This window comes from Geodermatophilus sp. SYSU D00691 (assembly GCF_054050275.1).
Genome location: NZ_JBJGYZ010000027.1, coordinates 61,205 through 78,530 on the forward strand (window position 1 = coordinate 61,205; position 17,326 = coordinate 78,530).

A 17,326-nucleotide genomic window follows, 5' to 3' on the forward strand; every position below is an offset into this window, starting at 1 on the left:
GGCGCCACGGTCCGACATGGGGACCATGGTGTCACACCCGCGCAACACGACCGACGTGGTTCAGCTCACTCCGCCGTCCATGGCCGCGCGGATGCGGGCCACGGACTCCTCCAGCGGGGTGACGCTGGTGTCGATCGTGAGCTCGGCGCGGGTGGGCACCTCGTAGGGGTCGCTGATCCCCGTGAACTGGGGGATCTCACCCGCGCGGGCCTTGGCGTAGAGGCCCTTGACGTCGCGCTGCTCGACCACCTCGAGCGGCGTCGACACGTGGACCAGCAGGAAGCGGCCGTGCTCCTCGACCAGCGCGCGGGCGTGCGCACGGGCCTCCTCGAACGGCGCGATCGCGGCCACCACGACCGTGCCGCCGTGCTTGACCACCTCGCCGGCGACGAAGCCGATCCTGCGGATGTTGAGGTCGCGGTGCTCGCGGCTGAAGGTCAGCTCGCTCGACAGGTGGGTGCGGACGACGTCGCCGTCCAGGACCGTCACCGGGACGCCGTCGGCCTCCAGGTCGGCCACGAGGGCGTCGGCGATGGTCGACTTGCCGGCCCCGGACAGGCCGGTGAGGAACACGGTGACGCCGCTCGACATGGCGTCAGTCTCCCCGAGCGGTCCCCGCCGGTGGTCAGCCGGTGGTGCCCTCGTCGCCGAAGGAGCGCCAGGCGCTCTCCATCGCGATGAGGTCGGCGACGTGGCCGGGGAACTTGCCGGCGACGACGTCGGCGAGCGTGACGTCCTCCAGCACCCGCCGGTACGCCTCGCGCGCGGCCACCCAGACGCTCGCCAGCGGGGCCGCCGTCCCCGGGTACTCGACCTCCTCGGGCCGCCGACCGTGCACCTCGGCGAGGAAGCCCTGCTCGACGCGCATGACGCGGGCGACGGAGATCTCCGACGGCGGCAGCGCCAGCCGGTAGCCGCCCTCGCGGCCGCGCTGGCTGGTGACCAGCCGGGCGTGCTGCAGGTCGCCGAGGATGGCCTGGAGGAAGCGGTTCGGGATGTTCTGCGACGTGGCGATGCGATCGCAGGTCAGCGCGTCCGGTGCCACCGCGGCGAGCTCGAGGGCGGCGCGGACGGCGTAGTCGACCCGGGCGGTGATGCGCACTGGAGTCCCTTCTGCCGAGTCCTGCCGCCCCATCCTGCCCTGTTTGGCACAGTGTTCCGGTGTACCAGCTGCGATTCACCACTCTGGTGGAGGCGCCGCTGACCGTCGCCTTCGACGTGGCACGCGCCCTCGGCCGGCCGTGGCGACGCCCGCTGGAGGAGGTCCTGTCGGTCCGGCCGGAGCGCGACGTCTACGCCGTCCGGTGGGGCCGGGGGTGGCTGACCCACTCCCGCCGGTACTCCGCGACCGGCGCCGGCACGCTGCTCCTCGAGCAGGCCGACTGGGAGTCGGGGCTGCCCGGCCCGCTCGGCGCGTTCGTCGACCAGGTGGTGCTGCGCCCCCGGGTGCTGCGGGCGATGCAGGCCCACCTCGACCTCTACGCCGCCGCGGCCGCGCGGCGGGCGCTGGACGTCGTGCAGGTGGTGGGCGCGGCGATCGTCGACGGCCCGCGCGTGCTGGTGGCCCAGCGCTCGGGCGGGCCCTACGACGGCTGCTGGGAGTTCCCCGGCGGCAAGGTGGAGCCGGGGGAGTCGGACCTGTCGGCGCTGGTCCGCGAGCTGCACGAGGAGCTCGGCGTCGACGTCGTCCCGCAGGCGTTCGTGGGGGAGGTGCTGCTCGACGGCGTCGTCGCGGGCGGCGAGCCCGGCGCCTCGACGCTGCGGGTGTGGTGGGCGCGGCTGGCCGAGGGGGGCGAGCCGGTGGCGCACGAGCACGCGGAGCTGCGCTGGGTCCCGGCCGACGAGCTCGACGACCTGGAGTGGATCCCCGCCGACCGCCCCCTCCTCCCCGCCGTCCGAGCCCTCCTCACCCGCCTCTGAGTGCTTCATCGCGATCAAGCACCCGCGCTTGATCGCGATGAAGCACCGTCGGGGCTGGTGCCTGTGGAAACGGCCGTCGCTGCGCTGCTACCACGCGCCACTCTGCCGCCGTGACCTCGCACCGTCGCTTCTCCGGCGCCCTGTTCATCGGCTCCCACGCCGTTGCCGAAGGCCTGCTCACCCGCCGGCAGCTCGCGGCGGGGTACCGGCGGGTGCTGCACAACGTCTACGCGGATCCGTCTCTCGTCCACGATCACGAGCTCAGGACGCGGGCCGCAGCGCTCCTCATGCCGGCGGAGGCCGTGATCGGCGGCCGCTCCGCCGCGGTGTGGTTCGGCGCGCCGTTCAGCTCGGCGGTCGACCCGGTCCTCGTCCTGGCTCCGCCCGCTCACCCGTGGCAAGGGCCTCGTGGCGTCCAGGTGCACCGCTCGGAGTTCCGCGAGGACGAGGTGTGGGCGACCGGTGACGGCGTTCGGCTCACTACTGCTGTGCGCACAGCGTGGGAGATCGCCACACTCGAGCCGCTCCTGACGGCCGTGGCGCTGCTCGACGGCATGCTCCGGCAGGGCAAGGTGGAGGGCGGCGGACTGACCGAGGCCGATCTCGTGGGGGAGGTGCTCCGCCGGCGGGGGCAGTGGCGCAGCAGACGTGCGAACGCAGTGCTGCCGTTGGTGGACAGCAGGGCCATGAGCCCACCGGAGTCGAAGGTGCGGGTGATGTGCCACCTCGGCGGTCTGCCGCACCCGGTGCCGCAGTACGAGGTCGTCGAGGACGGCGAGTTCCTCGGCCAGGTCGACCTGGCCTGGCCGGGAGCCAAGCTGATCGTGGAGTACGAGGGCGAATACCACTTCGACGAGCTGCAGATCCGCAGGGACGACAGGCGCTACGAGCGCCTCGTGCGGGCGGGATGGCGGGTCATCCGCCTCAGCGCCGTCGACCTACGCGACCTCGACGGCGTCGTGGAGCGGATCCGCGCCGCCCTCGGGGAGGGGGCCCGCCGGTGAGCGGACGTGCTTCATCGCGATCAAGCACCTGCGCTTGATCGCGACGAAGCACGGTAGGTCGGGCCTACTTGAAGGCGTCCTTGACCTTCTCGCCGGCCTGCTTGAGGCTGCCGGCCGCCTTGTCCTTGGTGCCCTCGGCCTGCAGGTCGCGGTTGTCCGTGGCCTCGCCGACCCGCTCCTTGCCCTCGCCGGAGAGCTCCTGCGCCTTGTTCTTCAGCTTGTCCATGTCGCTCATCCCGAAGACCTCCTCTGGTCCGCCCCGTGCCAGGAGGACGTACCCGCAGGTGGGCGCTGTGACACCCAACCGGAACCGAAAGGTCTGCGGGCAGGCGGGTCCGAGGCCGCAAGGGGTCTCGCCAGGCGCGTGTTACCGCTGGGTATGTTGTGCGCTCGCGGGACGATCGTGAGCCCAGGTCACAAATCGGTGTCGGTCGTGGACGCCTCTTCGAGGCCGTGCCTAGGGTCGCCCCGACGCGCGGAGCAGGCGTCAGTCCGCTCTGCGCGCCTTTCCGATCACAGCCAGCGACGGGTCAGACAGGCCCGGCTCTGGCCGACCAGTCCGTTCCCCCCGCGACCGCGGGACGAGGGAGGCATCGCACGTGAAGTTGAGCAAGCGCTCCTCTGCGCTGATCGCGACCGGCATCGCCGGCGCGATGGCGCTGACCGCATGTGGCGGAAGCGACGGTGGCGGGGGTGACGAGGGCGGCGAGGCGGCGCAGGGCGGTCGCGTCGTCTTCGGTGAGTCCACGGACTTCCCCGAGAACCTCTTCCCGAACATCGCCTCCGGCAACGCGACCTCGACGGCGAACATCCTGTCCGGCATCCTCCCGGGCGCCTTCATCGTCGAGCCCGACTTCACCGTCGTGCACAACCCCGACCTGCTCACCGAGGAGCCGACGCTCTCCGAGGAGGGCGGCACCCAGGTGATCACCTACTCGATCAACCCGGACGCGGTGTGGAGCGACGGCACCCCGATCACGGCCGACGACTTCGAGTTCACCTGGCGCTCGAGCCGCAGCACCGACCCGGCCCAGGGCGGCTGCGCCTCGCTGCTGTCGACGACCGGCTACGAGAACATCTCCTCGGTCGAGGGCTCGGACGAGGGCAAGACCGTCACGGTCACCTACGAGACGCCCTTCGCCGACTGGCAGTCGCTGTTCAGCGGTGACTTCGGTGGCGGCATCCTGCCGGCGCACCTCATGGACAACGAGGACCCGGTCGCGCTCTGCGAGACCATCACCACCGGCTGGCCGATCGCCGAGGGTCTGCCCGAGGACATCTCCGGCGGCCCGTGGCAGCTCAAGGCCGAGAACATCGACGTCGGCGGCCAGATCGTCGTCCTGACGCCGAACCCGGAGTGGTGGGGCGAGGGCCCGAACCTGGACCAGCTGATCATCCAGAACATCGGCAACGACCCGACCACCGCGGTCCAGGGCATGCAGAGCGGCGAGCTCGGCGTGATCTACCCGCAGCCGCAGCTGGACCTGGTCGACCAGATCGAGGGCCTCGAGCCGAACGTCGGCAGCGACATCACCTTCGGTCTGTCGTTCGAGCACCTCGACCTCAACGCCCAGGACCCGCACCTGGCCGACATCAACGTCCGCAAGGCGTTCGCCATGGCGCTCGACCGCCAGGAGATCGTCGACCAGACGGTGGGCCAGTTCTCCTCGGACGCCGAGGTCCTGCAGAACCGGATCTACTTCAACAACCAGCCGCAGTACGAGGACACCGCTCCTGAGGAGTACAAGGAGCAGAACATCGACGAGGCCAAGGCCCTGCTCGAGCAGTCCGGGTACACCCTCGGTCCGGACGGCGTGTACACGCACCCGGAGCGCGGGCGGCTGGCGATCCAGATCGACACGACGGCGAACAACCCGCTCCGTCAGACGACGATCGAGGTCATGATCCCGCAGCTGGCCGAGGCGGGCATCGAGGCCACGTTCAACGCCAACCCGGACATCTTCGCCGGTGCCGAGCAGCCGACCTCCCTCGAGGCCGGTGGCTTCCAGGCCGCGCTGTTCGCCTGGGTCGGGTCGCCGTTCCGGTCGGCCACCCAGTCGATCTACTGGTCGCCGGCCAACGGCCTCGGCCAGAACTACTCCCGCCAGGGCACCCCGGAGATCGACGCGCTGTTCGAGCAGTTCGTCGCCGAGCCGGACCCCGACGCGCAGGCCGAGCTGGGCAACCAGATCGACGCGGCGCTGTGGGAGCAGGTCGCGACCATCCCGCTGTACCAGAAGCCGACCTTCATCGCCTGGCAGAGCTCCATCCAGAACGTGGAGGACAACTCGACGCAGGCGGGTCCGCTCTGGAACTCGGAGACCTGGTCCGTCCAGTGATCCCCGGTCGGTGCCCCGGCGACGGGGCACCGGCCAGGACCGGTTCCTGACTGCACGACCGCCCGCACGGGCGGGTACGACCGCGGCCCCCGGCGCAGTTGCCCCGGGGGCCGCGGCGTACGACCCTCGATCCATCACGATCGCGATCGCAGCGACGGATCGCCGACCCGCTCCGGTAGCTGCGTGGCTCGTCCGAGCGGTCCGCTCTCCCACAGGAGGGTGTCCGCTCCCGACGTAAGGTGCCCCGGTGCTCTTCTTCACGATCAGACGGATCCTCGGATCCGTTTTCGTGTTGCTGGCCAGCTCGTTCCTCGTCTTCGCGCTCTGCGCGGCCAGCTTCGACCCGCTGGCCAGGTACTACACGCTCCAGCCCCGCCCCCCGGAGTCGTTCTTCGCCAACCTCCGCGAGGAGCTCGGGCTCAACGACAACTTCTTCGTCCGCTACTGGAACTGGCTGACCGGTGTCGTCACGGGTGACTTCGGCCAGACGGTGAACGGCACCCCGGTGGCGAACGAGCTGCCGGGCCGGCTGCTGGTCACCGGCCGGATGATCCTGCTGGCGATCGTCATCGCGATCGTCCTGGCGATCATCGTCGGCGTCATCGGCGCCGTCCGCCAGTACCGGCCCTCGGACTACGCCTTCACCTTCCTGGCCTACCTCCTCATCGCGCTGCCCACGTTCTGGTTCGCGGCGCTGCTCAAGGAGTTCGTCGCCGGCGGGATCAACGACCTGTTCGGCAAACAGGTGCTGTTCACCATCGGCGAGCAGACACCGGGCATCGAGCTCTACGCCACCGGCAGCGAGATCTGGATGGACCGGCTGGGGCACCTCGTGCTGCCCACGCTCAGCCTGGCGCTGCTCACCTTCGCGGCGTGGAGCCGGTTCCAGCGCGCGGCCATGCTCGACGTGCTGGGCTCGGACTACATGCGGCTCGCCCGCGCCAAGGGCCTGACCTTCCGCCGCACCGTGTTCCGGCACGGCCTGCGCAACGCCCTCATCCCGCTCACGACCGTCGTCGCCCTGGGCATCGGCACGCTCTTCGGCGGCGCCGTCATCACCGAGCAGGTGTTCGTCTGGCACGGCATGGGCGAATACCTGCTGAAGAACGGCATCGGGAACAACGACATCAACGTGGTGCTGGGCTGGCTGCTGGTCAGCGCCGTGTTCGTCGTCCTCTTCAACCTGATCGCCGACATCCTCTACGCGGTCCTCGACCCGCGCATCCGTCTCGCCTGACGCGCCGCGGACCAGAGAGAGAGACAGACATGGCCACCACCCAGGCCGCCACCGACTCGGCCGGCTCCGCCCTCCCGGCCGAGCCCGGCCTGCCGCCGGACCGCGGCGTCGACCGGGAGTTCACGGTCAAGGCGCGCAGCCAGCGGCAGCAGATCGTCCGGCACTTCCTGCACAACAAGGTCGGCATGGCCGGCCTGGTCATCTTCGTGCTGATGCTCCTCTTCGGCTTCGTCGGGCCGCTCATCACCGGCGTCGACTACGGCACGCAGAACCGCGACGCGCAGTCCGTCCCCCCCGGGACGGCGGGCTATCCGCTCGGCAGCGACGAGATCGGCCGCGACGTCCTGGCCGGGCTCATGCAGGGCGTGCAGCGGTCGCTGTTCATCGTGCTGCTGTTCGTGGCGATCGCCCTGCCGCTCGGCGTCCTGATCGGCTCGTTGTCGGGCTACTTCGGCAAGTGGATCGACAACGTGCTCATGCGGATCGTCGATCTGATCCTGACCGTCCCGCTGCTGGTCGTGCTGCTGGTCGTCGCGAGCAACTTCCCCGGTGCCCGCACGCCGCTGGGCGTCGGCATCATCCTCGGCCTGTTCGGCTGGCTGGACCTCGCCCGGATCGTGCGCAGCCAGTTCCTCTCGCTGCGCGAGAAGGAGTACGTGGAGGCCGCGCACGCCCTCGGCGCCTCGAACAAGCGGATCATCTTCAAGCACCTGATCCCGAATTCGCTGGGCGCGCTCATCGTCTGGACGACGCTGGCCGCGGCGACGGCGATCATCCTCGAGGCGTCGCTGACCTACCTCGGGTTCGGCGTCAACGGGGCCAACCAGACCTCGCTCGGCCGGCTGGTGTCCGACGGCGTCCAGGCCGCCAGCACCCGGCCGTGGCTCTTCTACTTCCCAGGCATCACGCTGCTGGTCATCGTGCTGTCGATCAACCTGATCGGCGACGGCATCCGTGACGCCTTCGACCCGAGCAACCGCCGCGTGCGGGCCTGAGAAGGAGCTCCATGGTTACCCAGGACGGCGCGTCGACCGGCGCGACCTCCGTCGGCACCCTGCAGCCGGAGCGGGCGCACACCCTGCCCGGCTTCGACCCGGGCGCACCCCTGCTCGAGGTCAGCGACCTGCGGGTGTCGTTCCCGACTCAGGACGGCCTGGTCAACGCCGTCCGGGGCGTCGACTACACGCTGCGCTCCGGTGAGGTGCTCGGGATCGTCGGCGAGTCCGGCTCCGGCAAGTCGGTGACGTCGCTCGCGGTCATGGGTCTGCTGCCGAGCAATGCCCGGATCACCGGGTCGGTGCGCTACCGCGGTCAGGAACTGCTCGGCCAGAAGGACCCGGCGATGTCCCGGGTCCGCGGCAAGGGCATCTCGATGATCTTCCAGGACCCGATGACCTCCCTGGACCCCGTCTACCGCGTGGGCTACCAGATCGAGGAGACCCTGCGGGTCCACGACAAGCGGTTGTCCAGGCAGGCCGCCGGTGCCCGGGCCACCGAGCTGCTCGAGCTGGTCGGCATCCCGAACGCCGCCGCGCGCACCCGCTCCTACCCGCACGAGTTCTCCGGCGGCATGCGCCAGCGCGTCGTCATCGCGATCGCCATGGCCAACCAGCCGGACGTGATCATCGCCGACGAGCCGACGACGGCGCTCGACGTGACCGTCCAGGCGCAGATCCTCGAGGTGCTCGACACGGCGCTGGAGGAGACCGGCGCCGCGATGGTGCTCATCACCCACGACCTAGGCGTCGTCGCCGGCGTCGCCGACCGCGTGCTGGTCATGTACGCCGGCCGGCCGGTGGAGGTCGGCAGCGTCGAGGACATCTACTACGAGCCGCGGATGCCCTACACCCTTGGCCTGCTCGGCTCGCTGCCGCGGCTGGACAGCTCCACCCGCGAGCGGCTGACGCCGATCGTCGGCTCCCCGCCGTCCCTGGTGAACATGCCGCCGGGGTGCCCGTTCGCCCCGCGCTGCCCGCTGCACATCCCCGAGTGCGACGCCGCCGAGCCGCCGCTCTACGACGTCGGCCGCGACCACACCGCCGCCTGCATCCGCACCGAGATCGTGGAGCAGGCGCACGGCCACGCCGCCGAGGTGTTCGAGGAGACCAGCGCCGACACGCTGCTCGGCGACGGCGCCTACCCGGTGGACGCCGCGACCTCGCCCGAGGCGGGCCGCGACGGCGACGTCCGCGGCACCCCGCCGCACGACCAGACCGAGCCCGCGGCGCACGCCGGCGGCGAGACCGGCACGGTGACCAGCCCGAGAGGAACCCAGCAGTGACCGCCCCCACCACCGACCGCGCCGCCGCCCCGCTCCGCGACGGCGAGCCGATCCTCTCGGTGCGCGGCCTGGAGAAGCACTTCCCGATCAAGGGCGGCGGGCTGATCAAGCGCACGGTCGGCGCGGTCCGCGCGGTCGACGGCGTGGACCTCGACATCTACCCCGGCGAGGTCCTCGGGCTGGTGGGCGAGTCGGGGTGCGGCAAGTCCACGACCGGGCGGGCGATCCTCAACCTGCAGCCGGCCACCGGCGGCTCGGTGAAGTTCCAGGGCCGGGAGTTCGTCGGCCTGGACCGCAAGGCGATGCGGCCGCTGCGGCGCGACATCCAGATCGTCTTCCAGGACCCCTACGCCTCGCTCAACCCGCGGCTGCCGGTGTTCGACATCGTCGCCGAGCCGCTGATCATCCACGGGCTGACGAGTGGCAACCAGGAGCTGCGGGCCCGCGTCCGCGAGCTGGTCGAGCAGGTCGGGCTCAACCCCGAGCACACCAACCGCTACCCGGCCGAGTTCTCCGGCGGGCAGCGGCAGCGGATCGGCATCGCCCGCGCGCTGGCCCTGGAGCCCAAGCTGCTCGTGCTCGACGAGCCGGTGTCGGCACTGGACGTGTCCATCCAGGCCGGCGTCATCAACCTGCTCGAGGACCTCAAGAACCGCCTCGGGCTGTCCTACCTGTTCATCGCGCACGACCTGTCGGTGGTCCGGCACATCTCCGACCGGGTCGCGGTGATGTACCTCGGCCGGATCATCGAGGTGGCCGACCGCGACGAGCTGTTCGAGCGGCCGGCGCACCCCTACACCCAGGCGCTGCTCTCGGCGATCCCGCTGCCCGACCCGCGCCGCGAGCGCCAGCGGCAGCGGATCATCATCGGCGGCGACGTCCCCAGCCCGGCCAACCCGCCGTCGGGCTGCAAGTTCCGCACCCGCTGCCAGAAGTTCGCCAACGTGCTCAGCGACGCCGAGCGGCAGCTGTGCATCGACCAGGAGCCGGTCCTCGAGGACCGCGGCGTCGGCCACGACAACCGCTGCCACTACGCGGAGACGCTCAAGGTCCTGTAGCAGGGGACCGCGCCCGGCAGCGCGGTGCGATCCGGCAGGATCGCGCTGTGAAGAGCATCCTCCTCGTGCACGCCCACCCCGACGACGAGTCGATCAACAACGGGGCCACGATGGCCCGCTACGTCGCCGAGGGCACCCGCGTCACCCTGCTCACCTGCACGCTGGGCGAGGAGGGCGAGGTGCTCGTCCCGGAGCTCGCGCAGCTGGCCGCCGACCAGGCCGACCAGCTCGGCGGCTACCGGATCTGGGAGCTGCGGGCGGCGATGGACGCGCTCGGCGTGACCGACGTGCGGTTCCTCGGCGGGGCCGGTCGCTACCGCGACTCCGGGATGATGGGGACGCCGGCCAACGAGAACCCGCGCGCCTTCTGGAACGCCGACCTCGACGAGGCGGCCGCGCACGCGGTCGCCGTCGTCCGCGAGGTGCGGCCGCAGGTCGTGGTCACCTACGACGAGAACGGCGGCTACGGCCACCCCGATCACATCCAGGCCCACCGCGTGGCCATGCGCGCGGTCGAGCTGGCCGGCGCCCCCGGCTTCCGCCCCGACCTCGGCGAGCCGTGGGACGTGGTGAAGGTCTACTGGTGCGCCATGCCGCGCTCGGTGATCCAGCACGGCATCGAGGCGATGGCCGCCCTCGGGCAGGACTCGCCGTTCGAGGGGCTGGGCGACATCGAGGAGGTCGACTTCGTCGTCGCCGACGAGGTGGTCACCGCCGCCGTCGACGCCCGGCAGTACGCCGGGCAGAAGGACGCCGCCCTGCGCGCCCACCCCACCCAGATCACGGTCGACGGGCCGTTCTTCGCGCTGTCGAACAACCTCGGCCTCGAGGTGCTGGGCACCGAGTACTACCGGCTGGTCCGCGGTGAGCGCGGGCCCGCCGGGGACACCCCTCAGGGCTGGGAGGACGACCTCTTCGCCGGTCTCACCCCGTGAGGGCGCTCGCGCTGCTCGGCTGGGGGCTGCTCGCGGTCGCGGTCGCCGGCTGGCTGGCGCTGGTGGAGGTCTTCTGGCTGCCGCTGCGCGTCGGCGGCGTGCTCGTGCCGGTGTCGCTGCTCGCCGCCGTCGTCGGCAACCTGCTCCTGGTCGCCGCCGCGCACCGGCTGTCCGGCTCCCGCGTCGTCGCCGTCCTGCCCGCCCTGGTGTGGGGGACGGTCGCGCTGGCCGCCGCCCAGCGGCGACCCGAGGGCGACCTCGTCCTGACCGGCGGCGGGGCGCTCGGCGTGCTGAACCTCCTGTTCCTGCTGGCCGGCGTCGTCGCCGCGGCGTTCGCCGTCGGCCGGGTGCTGACCATGCCCCCGCCGCGACCGGCGGTCCCGGACGCCGCCGAGCGCTGAACGCGCCGCCGCTCAGCGCGGCGCGGCGGCGGGGACGGTCCCGGCGACCAGCCAGGCGAGGAACTGCTCGGCCGGCATCGGCCGGGCGACGTGGAAGCCCTGCGCGACGTCGCAGTCCCACGCGGCCAGCGCGGCGAGCGCGTCGGCGTCCTCGACGCCCTCCACGACCATGGTCATCCCGAGGTCGCGGGACAGCTGCAGGGTGCTGCGCACGATCGCCGCGGCCCGCGGGTCGGAGGTCAGGTTCCGCACGAAGCTGCGGTCGAGCTTGAGCTCGTGCACCGGCAGCGCGCGCAGGTAGGCCAGCGAGCTGTAGCCGGTGCCGTAGTCGTCGATCGACAGCCGCACGCCCAGCGCGCGCAGCCCGGTGAGCACCTGCTGCGTGCGGGCGGCGTCGGACATCAGCACGTCCTCGGTGATCTCCAGCGTCAGCGCCGCGGCGGGGACGCCGAGCGTGTCGAGCAGCAGCGCCACCTGCTCCGGCAGGGCGACGTCCTGCAGGTTGGAGACCGAGAGGTTGACCGCCAGCGACAGGTCGTGCCCGGCCGCCCGCCACGCGCGCAGGTCCGTGAGCGACCGCTCGAGGACGCGCATCGCCAGCCGTCGCATCAGCCCGGCCTGCTCGGCCAGCGGCAGGAACACGTCGGGGGTGAGCAGCCCGCGGGTCGGGTGCTGCCAGCGCACCAGCGCCTCCACCCCGACGACGGCGCCGGTGCGCAGGTCGAGCTGCGGCTGGTAGTGGGGGACCAGCTCCTCGGTGTCGAGAGCGGCGCGCAGCTGCTCGAGGGTCTCCAGCCGGTCGCGGGAGTCGGGCGTGCCGTCGGGCGCCCACACCTCGAAGCCGCGGCGGTCGCGCTTGGCGGCGTACATGGCGGTGTCGGCGCGGGCCAGCAGCAGCGAGCGGTCGCGGCCGTGGTCCGGGCACAGCGCGATGCCGATGCTGGCGTCGACGTGCAGCGGCATGCCGTCGAGCACGAACGCCTCGCGCAGCGCGGTGGCGATGCCGTGGGCGACCTCGACGGCGCGGCAGCGGTCGGCGTCGGGCAGCAGGACGGCGAACTCGTCGCCGCCCATCCGGGCCAGCAGGTCGCGCGGGCCCAGCGCCTGCTCCAGGCGCGGGCCGACCAGGCAGAGCAGGTCGTCGCCGACGCTGTGCCCGAAGCTGTCGTTGATCTCCTTGAACCGGTCGAGGTCGATCATCAGGACGGCGCTGCGCCGGCCGGCGGCGCCGTAGACGCTGCGCTCCAGCTCCTCGACGAACCGGCGGCGGTTGGCCAGCCCGGTGAGCGCGTCCTGGTGCGCCTCCTCGGCGAGCTGCTGCAGCCGCTGCTGCTCGACCGCGCGCAGCACCGCGTTCTCGATCACCAGCGAGCCCTCGAGGGTCACCTGGCGCACGGCCTCGCGGACCTCCGGCGACCAGTCACCGGTCGCGCTGGTCGACCCGGTGATGACCAGCCCGAGCAGCCGGTCGCCGGCGAGCAGCGGGATGGAGACGTAGGAGCGCAGGTCCAGCGCCCGCGCGAGGGGCGCGGGGATGAGGTCGCAGCTGGCGACGTCCTCGACGAACACCGGTGCCCGGTGCTCCACGGTGTGCCGCCACAGCGGGACGTCGGCCGCCGGGCGGCCGAGCAGCCGCTCCCGCACGACGAGCTTGTGCTCGTCGGCCCAGCCGACGTGCCGGACGTCCTCGATCAGGCCCGCCGCGTCCACCTTGTAGGCGGCGCTGCGCTCGGTGCCGACCAGGTGCTGCACGGCGCGGGCGAGCACCTCGGCGGCGTCCGGGACGCTGGTCGCGGAGGCGCCCTCCACCAGCAGCCGGCGCACCACCCGGGCCGTGCGCAGCGACGCGTCGCGCGCCTGCGCGGCGCGGGCCTGCTCGAGGGCGCCGCCGAGGTAGGCGCCGGCCGCGGCGGCCATGCGCCGGACCTCCTCGGAGAACGGGCGCAGCCGCGGGCTGTCGAGGGTGAGGACGCCCACCGGCTCCGGCCCGCGGCCGAGGGGCACGGCCAGCGCCGAGGCGATGTGGAAGGTCTCCGCCCACCAGCCGGGGAGCTGGTCGGAGTCGCGGTCGGCGGCCCGCGGCTCGCCGGTGCGCAGCACGGTCTCGACCAGCGGCAGCGGCTCGGGCGCCGTCCGGAACCGCTCGAAGCTCGCGCGGTCGCGGCGGCCGTCGGCGAACCCGGCCATGCTCGGCACCAGCCGGCCGTCCTCCACCAGGAAGACGCAGGCGCGCTCGACCTCGCCGAGCTCGGCGAGCTGGCGGCACGCGGTGGCGAGCAGCGCGTCCACGGTCGGTGCGGAGGTGGCCTGCTCGACCAGGGCGAGCAGCACCTCGGCGGTGTGCAGGCGGCGCCGCTCGCTGCGGCGTCCCCAGGCCTCGACGAGGGCCTGGCCGAGCGCGGGCAGCGCGGTGCGCAGCGGGACCGGCGCGACGGCCGCGGCCGGCTCGACGGTGAGGATGCCGACCACCGCGCCGTCGCGGACCAGCGGTTCGACGTGCGCGGACCGGATGCCGTAGCCGGCCGCCTCCCGGTCGGCCGCCCGGCGCCCGCCCTCGCGGACGACGACCGGCTCGCACCGGCCGACGGCGGCGGACAGCAGCGCGGAGCGGGCGATGGTGACCGGGCTGGTGAGACCCGCGTGGTCGGGCACCTCCGCCCCGGGAGCGAGGGAGCGCCGGAACGGGACCGCGGTGCCGGTGGTCTGCTCGTGCACCCACACCGAGAGGCGGGTGGCGCCCAGCCCGACCCGCAACCGGTGCAGCAGGGAGTCCAGCGCGGCCTGCGCGTCGTACGGCGAACCGGGCAGGACGGCCCGGCGGCCGGGCAGGGCGGCACGCGGCACCGGCGGGCGGAGGAACGCCCCCGGTGCGCCGTCGTGCCGGGCACTGATCACGGGGACCGTTTCGGCAGTGGCGCGCGCCACATGAAGCCGGTGCGGCGCAGGCCACCCCTCCGGGGGAGAGGCGGACCGGTCGCGCCGGGGCGGTACGCGCAGGTGATACTTATGGCGGCAACAACGCGCCCCGGGAGGACCCACCGTGACCTACGTCATCACCCAGCCCTGCGTCGACGTGCTCGACAAGGCGTGCATCGACGAGTGCCCGGTGGACTGCATCTACGAGGGCGACCGGATGCTCTACATCCACCCCGACGAGTGCGTGGACTGCGGCGCCTGCGAGCCGGTCTGCCCGGTGGAGGCCATCTACTACGAGGACGACGTCCCGGACAAGTGGAAGGACTTCTACAACGCCAACGTGGAGTTCTTCTCCGACCTGGGCAGCCCCGGCGGCGCCGCCAAGACCGGCAAGATCGCGAAGGACCACCCGCTGGTGGCCGCGCTGCCGCCGCAGGGCGAGGGCCACTGACCAGGGCTGACGCCGGAGCGGCCGCCCGCCGGCTGCCCGACTTCCCGTGGGACGCGCTCACCGAGGCGCGGGCCCGCGCGGCCCGGCACCCCGGCGGGGTGGTCGACCTGTCCATCGGGACGCCGGTCGACGACACCCCCGCGGTCCTCGAGCACGCCCTCGGGGCGGGCGCCAACGCGCCCGGCTACCCGACGGCGCTCGGGACCGCGGCGCTGCGCACGGCGGCCGCCGACTGGCTGCGCCGGCGGCTCGGGGTCGTCGTCGCCGACCCGCAGGGCCCCGACCCGTCGGTCATCCCCACCGTCGGCTCCAAGGAGCTGGTCGCGCTGCTGCCCACGCTGCTCGGGCTGCAGGGCAGCGGCACGGTCGTCGTCCCCGAGGTCGCCTACCCGACGTACGAGGTCGGCGCTGTGCTGGCCGGACTGGCGGTGCGCCGCTCGGACGTCCCGCCGGACGACGCGACGGGCGTGGTGCTCGTCTGGCTGAACTCGCCGGGCAACCCGCACGGACGGGTGCTGGGGGACGACGAGCTGCGGGCCTGGGCGGCCTGGGGCCGGGCGCACGGGGTGCCCGTCGTCGCCGACGAGTGCTACGTGACGCTCGGCTGGGACGTCGAGCCGCGCTCGCTGCTGCACCCGTCCATCGCGGGCGAGGACCACACCGGCCTGCTGGCGGTCCACTCGCTGTCGAAGCAGTCGACCGCCGCCGGGTACCGCGCCGGCCTGCTCTCCGGCGACCCCGCCCTGGTGCGGCGGGCGTGGGAGGTGCGCCGCCACCTGGGGCTGCTCGTGCCCGGTCCCGTGCAGACGGCGATGACCGCGGCGCTGGCCGACGACGCGCACGTGGCCGACCAAAAGGAGCGCTACCGGGCGCGCCGGTCGAAGCTGCTGGCCGCGGTGCGGGCGGCGGGCGCGCGGGTCGACCACTCTGAGGCCGGGCTGTACCTCTGGGTCACCCGCGACGAGGACTGCTGGACGACGATCGGCTGGCTGGCCGACCGCGGGATCGTGGCCGCGCCCGGGACGTTCTACGGCCCGGCCGGCGCCCGCCACGTCCGCCTGGCGCTGACCGCGACCGACGAGCGGATCGACGCGGCCGTGGAGCGCCTCACCGCGTGAAGGTCGTCGTCCCGCCCCGGCTGCGGGCGGCGATGACCGCGCTGCACGGCGCGCGCGGCGCGGAGTGGTGCGACCGCCTGCCGGCGCTGGTGCACGAGCGGGCCCGCGCGTGGGGGCTCGCCCTCGACGCCCCCTTCCCCGCCGACTACCACTGGGTCGCCCCCGGCCGGTGCGGGACCGAGGAGGTCGTGCTCAAGGTCGGGATCCGCAACGCCGACCGCGACGTCGAGCGGGAGGCGGGCATCCTGCGCGCCTGGAGCGGGTCGGGGGCGGTGCGCCTGCTGGCGGCCGACCTCGACTCGCCGGACGCCGTCGCGCTGCTGCTCGAGCGGGTGCGGCCGGGCTCGGACCTCGACGGCGCGCCGGACGACGAGGCGTTCCCGCTGCTCGGGGCGGTGGCGCGCGCCCTGCACGCGGCGGTCGGGGTGCGGCCGGCCGCCGCGGTCGGGCCCGCCGAGCTGGCCGACCTCGCCGCCGGGCACCCGCTGCTGCCGGCCGGGCTCACCGCGGCGGCGGCCCGCCTGCGCGAGCAGCTGCTGGCCACCGCCGGCCCGTCGGTGCTCTGCCACGGCGACCTGCACCACGGCAACGTGCTGCGCGGCCGCGACGGCGCGGTGGCGATCGACCCGCGCGGGGTGTGGGCCGAGCCGGCGCTGGACGTCGCCGTCGCGATGCTCAACCCGCTGGGCACGCTGCCGCGCGAGCCCGCCCGGCTGGCGGCGCTGCTGGACCGGCGGCTGGAGCTCGTCTGCCCCGCGATGGGCGTCGACGCCGACCGCGCCCGGGCCTGGACGGCGGTCTACGCGGTGACGTCGGCGCTCTGGTCGGCGCACGACGGCCTCGGCGTCGAGGAGGAGAGCCTGGCCGTCGCCGCCGTATTGCTCTGAGTCAGCCCTCGGTGCACAGCGGCTGGTCGGCCGCCAGAGCGCTGGTCAGCTCGACCGCCAGCGGGCTGTGCTGCTCGTAGGCTTCCGGAAATCCAGAGCGCTGCACACGCTGCGCGGCGTCCGTGACCCTCAGTGACTGCCAGTCGGGGACCTGGACGAGGCCGTCGTAGAACTTCCCGGCCGCGTAGACCGGGTCCTGCACCTGCTCCGGTGTGCCCCAGCCCATCGACGGCCGCTGCTGGAACAGGCCCAGGGAGTCGCGGTCGCCGTAGTCGAGGTTGCGCAGCCGCGACTCCTGCATGGCGGTGGCCAGCGCGATGACGACGGCCCGCTCGGGCAGGCCGCGCTCCCAGCCGACCTGGGCGATGGTGCGCGCGTTGGCGATCTGCTCGGCGGTCAGCGTGATGCCGGTGGCGGGCAGGGTGCACTGGGCGGTGGCCACGGGCACGTCCTGCCCGTCGGCGTCCCAGGCGAACCCCAGGAGCACGACCAGCGCGATGAGCAGCGGCGGCCACCACTGGGCGGGCTCCAGCCTGCGGAGCGAGAAGCCCTTGCCGCGGCCCTTCGCCGCCCGGCGCACCGGACGGCGGCGGACCCCCGGCCGCGCCGCCGTCCTCTTGCGGGGGCCGGCCGAGCTGCGGCGGGTCACCGTGCGTGCGGGGCTCATCACCGTCGACTGTAGGTGCGGAAGCTGTCAGTCCCGGGCACCGCGGAGGTCGCGCCGGACACCTGTCGCCCGGCGCCGGCGGTCGTTACGGTGGGCCGCCGTCCACCGACGA

17 protein-coding genes are annotated in these 17,326 nt (G+C 73.3%); 12 read left to right on the forward strand and 5 right to left on the reverse strand.

All coding sequences use genetic code 11. From position 1 onward, the window contains the following. Nucleotides 1–60: 60 nt before the first annotated feature. Nucleotides 61–591, reverse strand: coding sequence for an adenylyl-sulfate kinase (gene cysC / locus ACI797_RS18860; protein ID WP_456860277.1), 531 nt, complete (start codon nucleotides 589–591; stop codon nucleotides 61–63). Nucleotides 592–625: 34 nt separating this feature from the next. After that, nucleotides 626–1,102, reverse strand: a complete 477-nt coding sequence (locus ACI797_RS18865) for an RrF2 family transcriptional regulator (protein ID WP_456860279.1) — start codon at nucleotides 1,100–1,102, stop codon at nucleotides 626–628. 59 nt (nucleotides 1,103–1,161) lie between these two features. Between ACI797_RS18865 and ACI797_RS18870 the strand changes: the two genes are divergently transcribed. Then, the gene (locus ACI797_RS18870) at nucleotides 1,162–1,920 is read left to right on the forward strand and encodes a (deoxy)nucleoside triphosphate pyrophosphohydrolase (protein ID WP_456860281.1); all 759 of its coding nucleotides are present in this window, start codon (nucleotides 1,162–1,164) and stop codon (nucleotides 1,918–1,920) included. Between the two features lie 110 nt (nucleotides 1,921–2,030). Further along, a complete protein-coding gene (locus ACI797_RS18875) occupies nucleotides 2,031–2,924 on the forward strand; it encodes an endonuclease domain-containing protein (protein WP_456860283.1) in 894 nt (297 codons plus the stop codon). Nucleotides 2,925–2,988: 64 nt separating this feature from the next. On the opposite strand, the gene ACI797_RS18880 is transcribed toward ACI797_RS18875, so the two are convergent. Beyond that, nucleotides 2,989–3,159: a CsbD family protein gene (locus ACI797_RS18880; protein WP_456860285.1), complete on the reverse strand. Its 171-nt coding sequence runs from the start codon at nucleotides 3,157–3,159 to the stop codon at nucleotides 2,989–2,991. 364 nt (nucleotides 3,160–3,523) lie between these two features. Between ACI797_RS18880 and ACI797_RS18885 the strand changes: the two genes are divergently transcribed. The 7 genes from ACI797_RS18885 to ACI797_RS18915 all read left to right on the forward strand — a co-directional run bounded on the left by ACI797_RS18885 (nucleotide 3,524) and on the right by ACI797_RS18915 (nucleotide 11,175). Next, a complete protein-coding gene (locus ACI797_RS18885) occupies nucleotides 3,524–5,263 on the forward strand; it encodes an ABC transporter family substrate-binding protein (protein WP_456860287.1) in 1,740 nt (579 codons plus the stop codon). A gap of 247 nt (nucleotides 5,264–5,510) precedes the next feature. Next, nucleotides 5,511–6,500: an ABC transporter permease gene (locus tag ACI797_RS18890; protein ID WP_456860289.1), complete on the forward strand. Its 990-nt coding sequence runs from the start codon at nucleotides 5,511–5,513 to the stop codon at nucleotides 6,498–6,500. A gap of 29 nt (nucleotides 6,501–6,529) precedes the next feature. Continuing rightward, nucleotides 6,530–7,495: an ABC transporter permease gene (locus ACI797_RS18895; protein WP_456860291.1), complete on the forward strand. Its 966-nt coding sequence runs from the start codon at nucleotides 6,530–6,532 to the stop codon at nucleotides 7,493–7,495. A gap of 11 nt (nucleotides 7,496–7,506) precedes the next feature. Further along, the gene (locus ACI797_RS18900) at nucleotides 7,507–8,781 is read left to right on the forward strand and encodes an ABC transporter ATP-binding protein (RefSeq protein WP_456860293.1); all 1,275 of its coding nucleotides are present in this window, start codon (nucleotides 7,507–7,509) and stop codon (nucleotides 8,779–8,781) included. Beyond that, entirely contained in the window at nucleotides 8,778–9,839 is a 1,062-nt protein-coding gene (locus ACI797_RS18905) for an ABC transporter ATP-binding protein (protein ID WP_456860295.1), read from the forward strand. The genes ACI797_RS18900 and ACI797_RS18905 overlap by 4 nt, the downstream gene beginning before the upstream one ends. A gap of 47 nt (nucleotides 9,840–9,886) precedes the next feature. Beyond that, complete coding sequence (mshB, locus tag ACI797_RS18910; protein WP_456860297.1) at nucleotides 9,887–10,774, forward strand: N-acetyl-1-D-myo-inositol-2-amino-2-deoxy-alpha-D-glucopyranoside deacetylase; 888 nt, start codon at nucleotides 9,887–9,889, stop codon at nucleotides 10,772–10,774. Further along, complete coding sequence (locus ACI797_RS18915; protein WP_456860299.1) at nucleotides 10,771–11,175, forward strand: hypothetical protein; 405 nt, start codon at nucleotides 10,771–10,773, stop codon at nucleotides 11,173–11,175. Before mshB ends, ACI797_RS18915 begins: the two co-directional genes overlap by 4 nt. A 12-nt stretch (nucleotides 11,176–11,187) precedes the next feature. On the opposite strand, the gene ACI797_RS18920 is transcribed toward ACI797_RS18915, so the two are convergent. Further along, nucleotides 11,188–14,070: an EAL domain-containing protein gene (locus ACI797_RS18920; protein ID WP_456860301.1), complete on the reverse strand. Its 2,883-nt coding sequence runs from the start codon at nucleotides 14,068–14,070 to the stop codon at nucleotides 11,188–11,190. A 145-nt stretch (nucleotides 14,071–14,215) separates the two neighbouring features. Between ACI797_RS18920 and fdxA the strand changes: the two genes are divergently transcribed. Genes fdxA through ACI797_RS18935 form a run of 3 tightly spaced genes read left to right on the forward strand, consistent with a single transcriptional unit; the run spans nucleotide 14,216 to nucleotide 16,547 of the window. Next, nucleotides 14,216–14,542 carry a ferredoxin gene (gene fdxA, locus ACI797_RS18925; RefSeq protein ID WP_456542027.1) on the forward strand — a complete coding sequence of 109 codons (327 nt, stop codon included), beginning with the start codon at nucleotides 14,216–14,218 and terminating at the stop codon, nucleotides 14,540–14,542. Nucleotides 14,543–14,574: 32 nt separating this feature from the next. Further along, nucleotides 14,575–15,660: a succinyldiaminopimelate transaminase gene (gene dapC / locus ACI797_RS18930; RefSeq protein ID WP_456860332.1), complete on the forward strand. Its 1,086-nt coding sequence runs from the start codon at nucleotides 14,575–14,577 to the stop codon at nucleotides 15,658–15,660. After that, on the forward strand, nucleotides 15,657–16,547 hold the full coding sequence (locus tag ACI797_RS18935; protein WP_456860304.1) for an aminoglycoside phosphotransferase family protein: 891 nt from the start codon (nucleotides 15,657–15,659) through the stop codon (nucleotides 16,545–16,547). Before dapC ends, ACI797_RS18935 begins: the two co-directional genes overlap by 4 nt. A gap of 1 nt (nucleotide 16,548) precedes the next feature. Here the strand turns inward: ACI797_RS18935 and ACI797_RS18940 are convergent, their stop codons facing one another. After that, nucleotides 16,549–17,214 carry a hypothetical protein gene (locus tag ACI797_RS18940; RefSeq protein WP_456860306.1) on the reverse strand — a complete coding sequence of 222 codons (666 nt, stop codon included), beginning with the start codon at nucleotides 17,212–17,214 and terminating at the stop codon, nucleotides 16,549–16,551. Nucleotides 17,215–17,326: the final 112 nt, after the last annotated feature.

Coding starts and splice junctions, on each gene's coding strand:
- ACI797_RS18880 (WP_456860285.1), bottom strand. CDS start 3,159: ATGAGCGACATGGACAAGCTGAAGAACAAGGCGCAGGAGCTCTCCGGC.
- ACI797_RS18900 (WP_456860293.1), top strand. CDS start 7,507: ATGGTTACCCAGGACGGCGCGTCGACCGGCGCGACCTCCGTCGGCACC.
- cysC (WP_456860277.1), bottom strand. CDS start 591: ATGTCGAGCGGCGTCACCGTGTTCCTCACCGGCCTGTCCGGGGCCGGC.
- ACI797_RS18895 (WP_456860291.1), top strand. CDS start 6,530: ATGGCCACCACCCAGGCCGCCACCGACTCGGCCGGCTCCGCCCTCCCG.
- ACI797_RS18940 (WP_456860306.1), bottom strand. CDS start 17,214: ATGAGCCCCGCACGCACGGTGACCCGCCGCAGCTCGGCCGGCCCCCGC.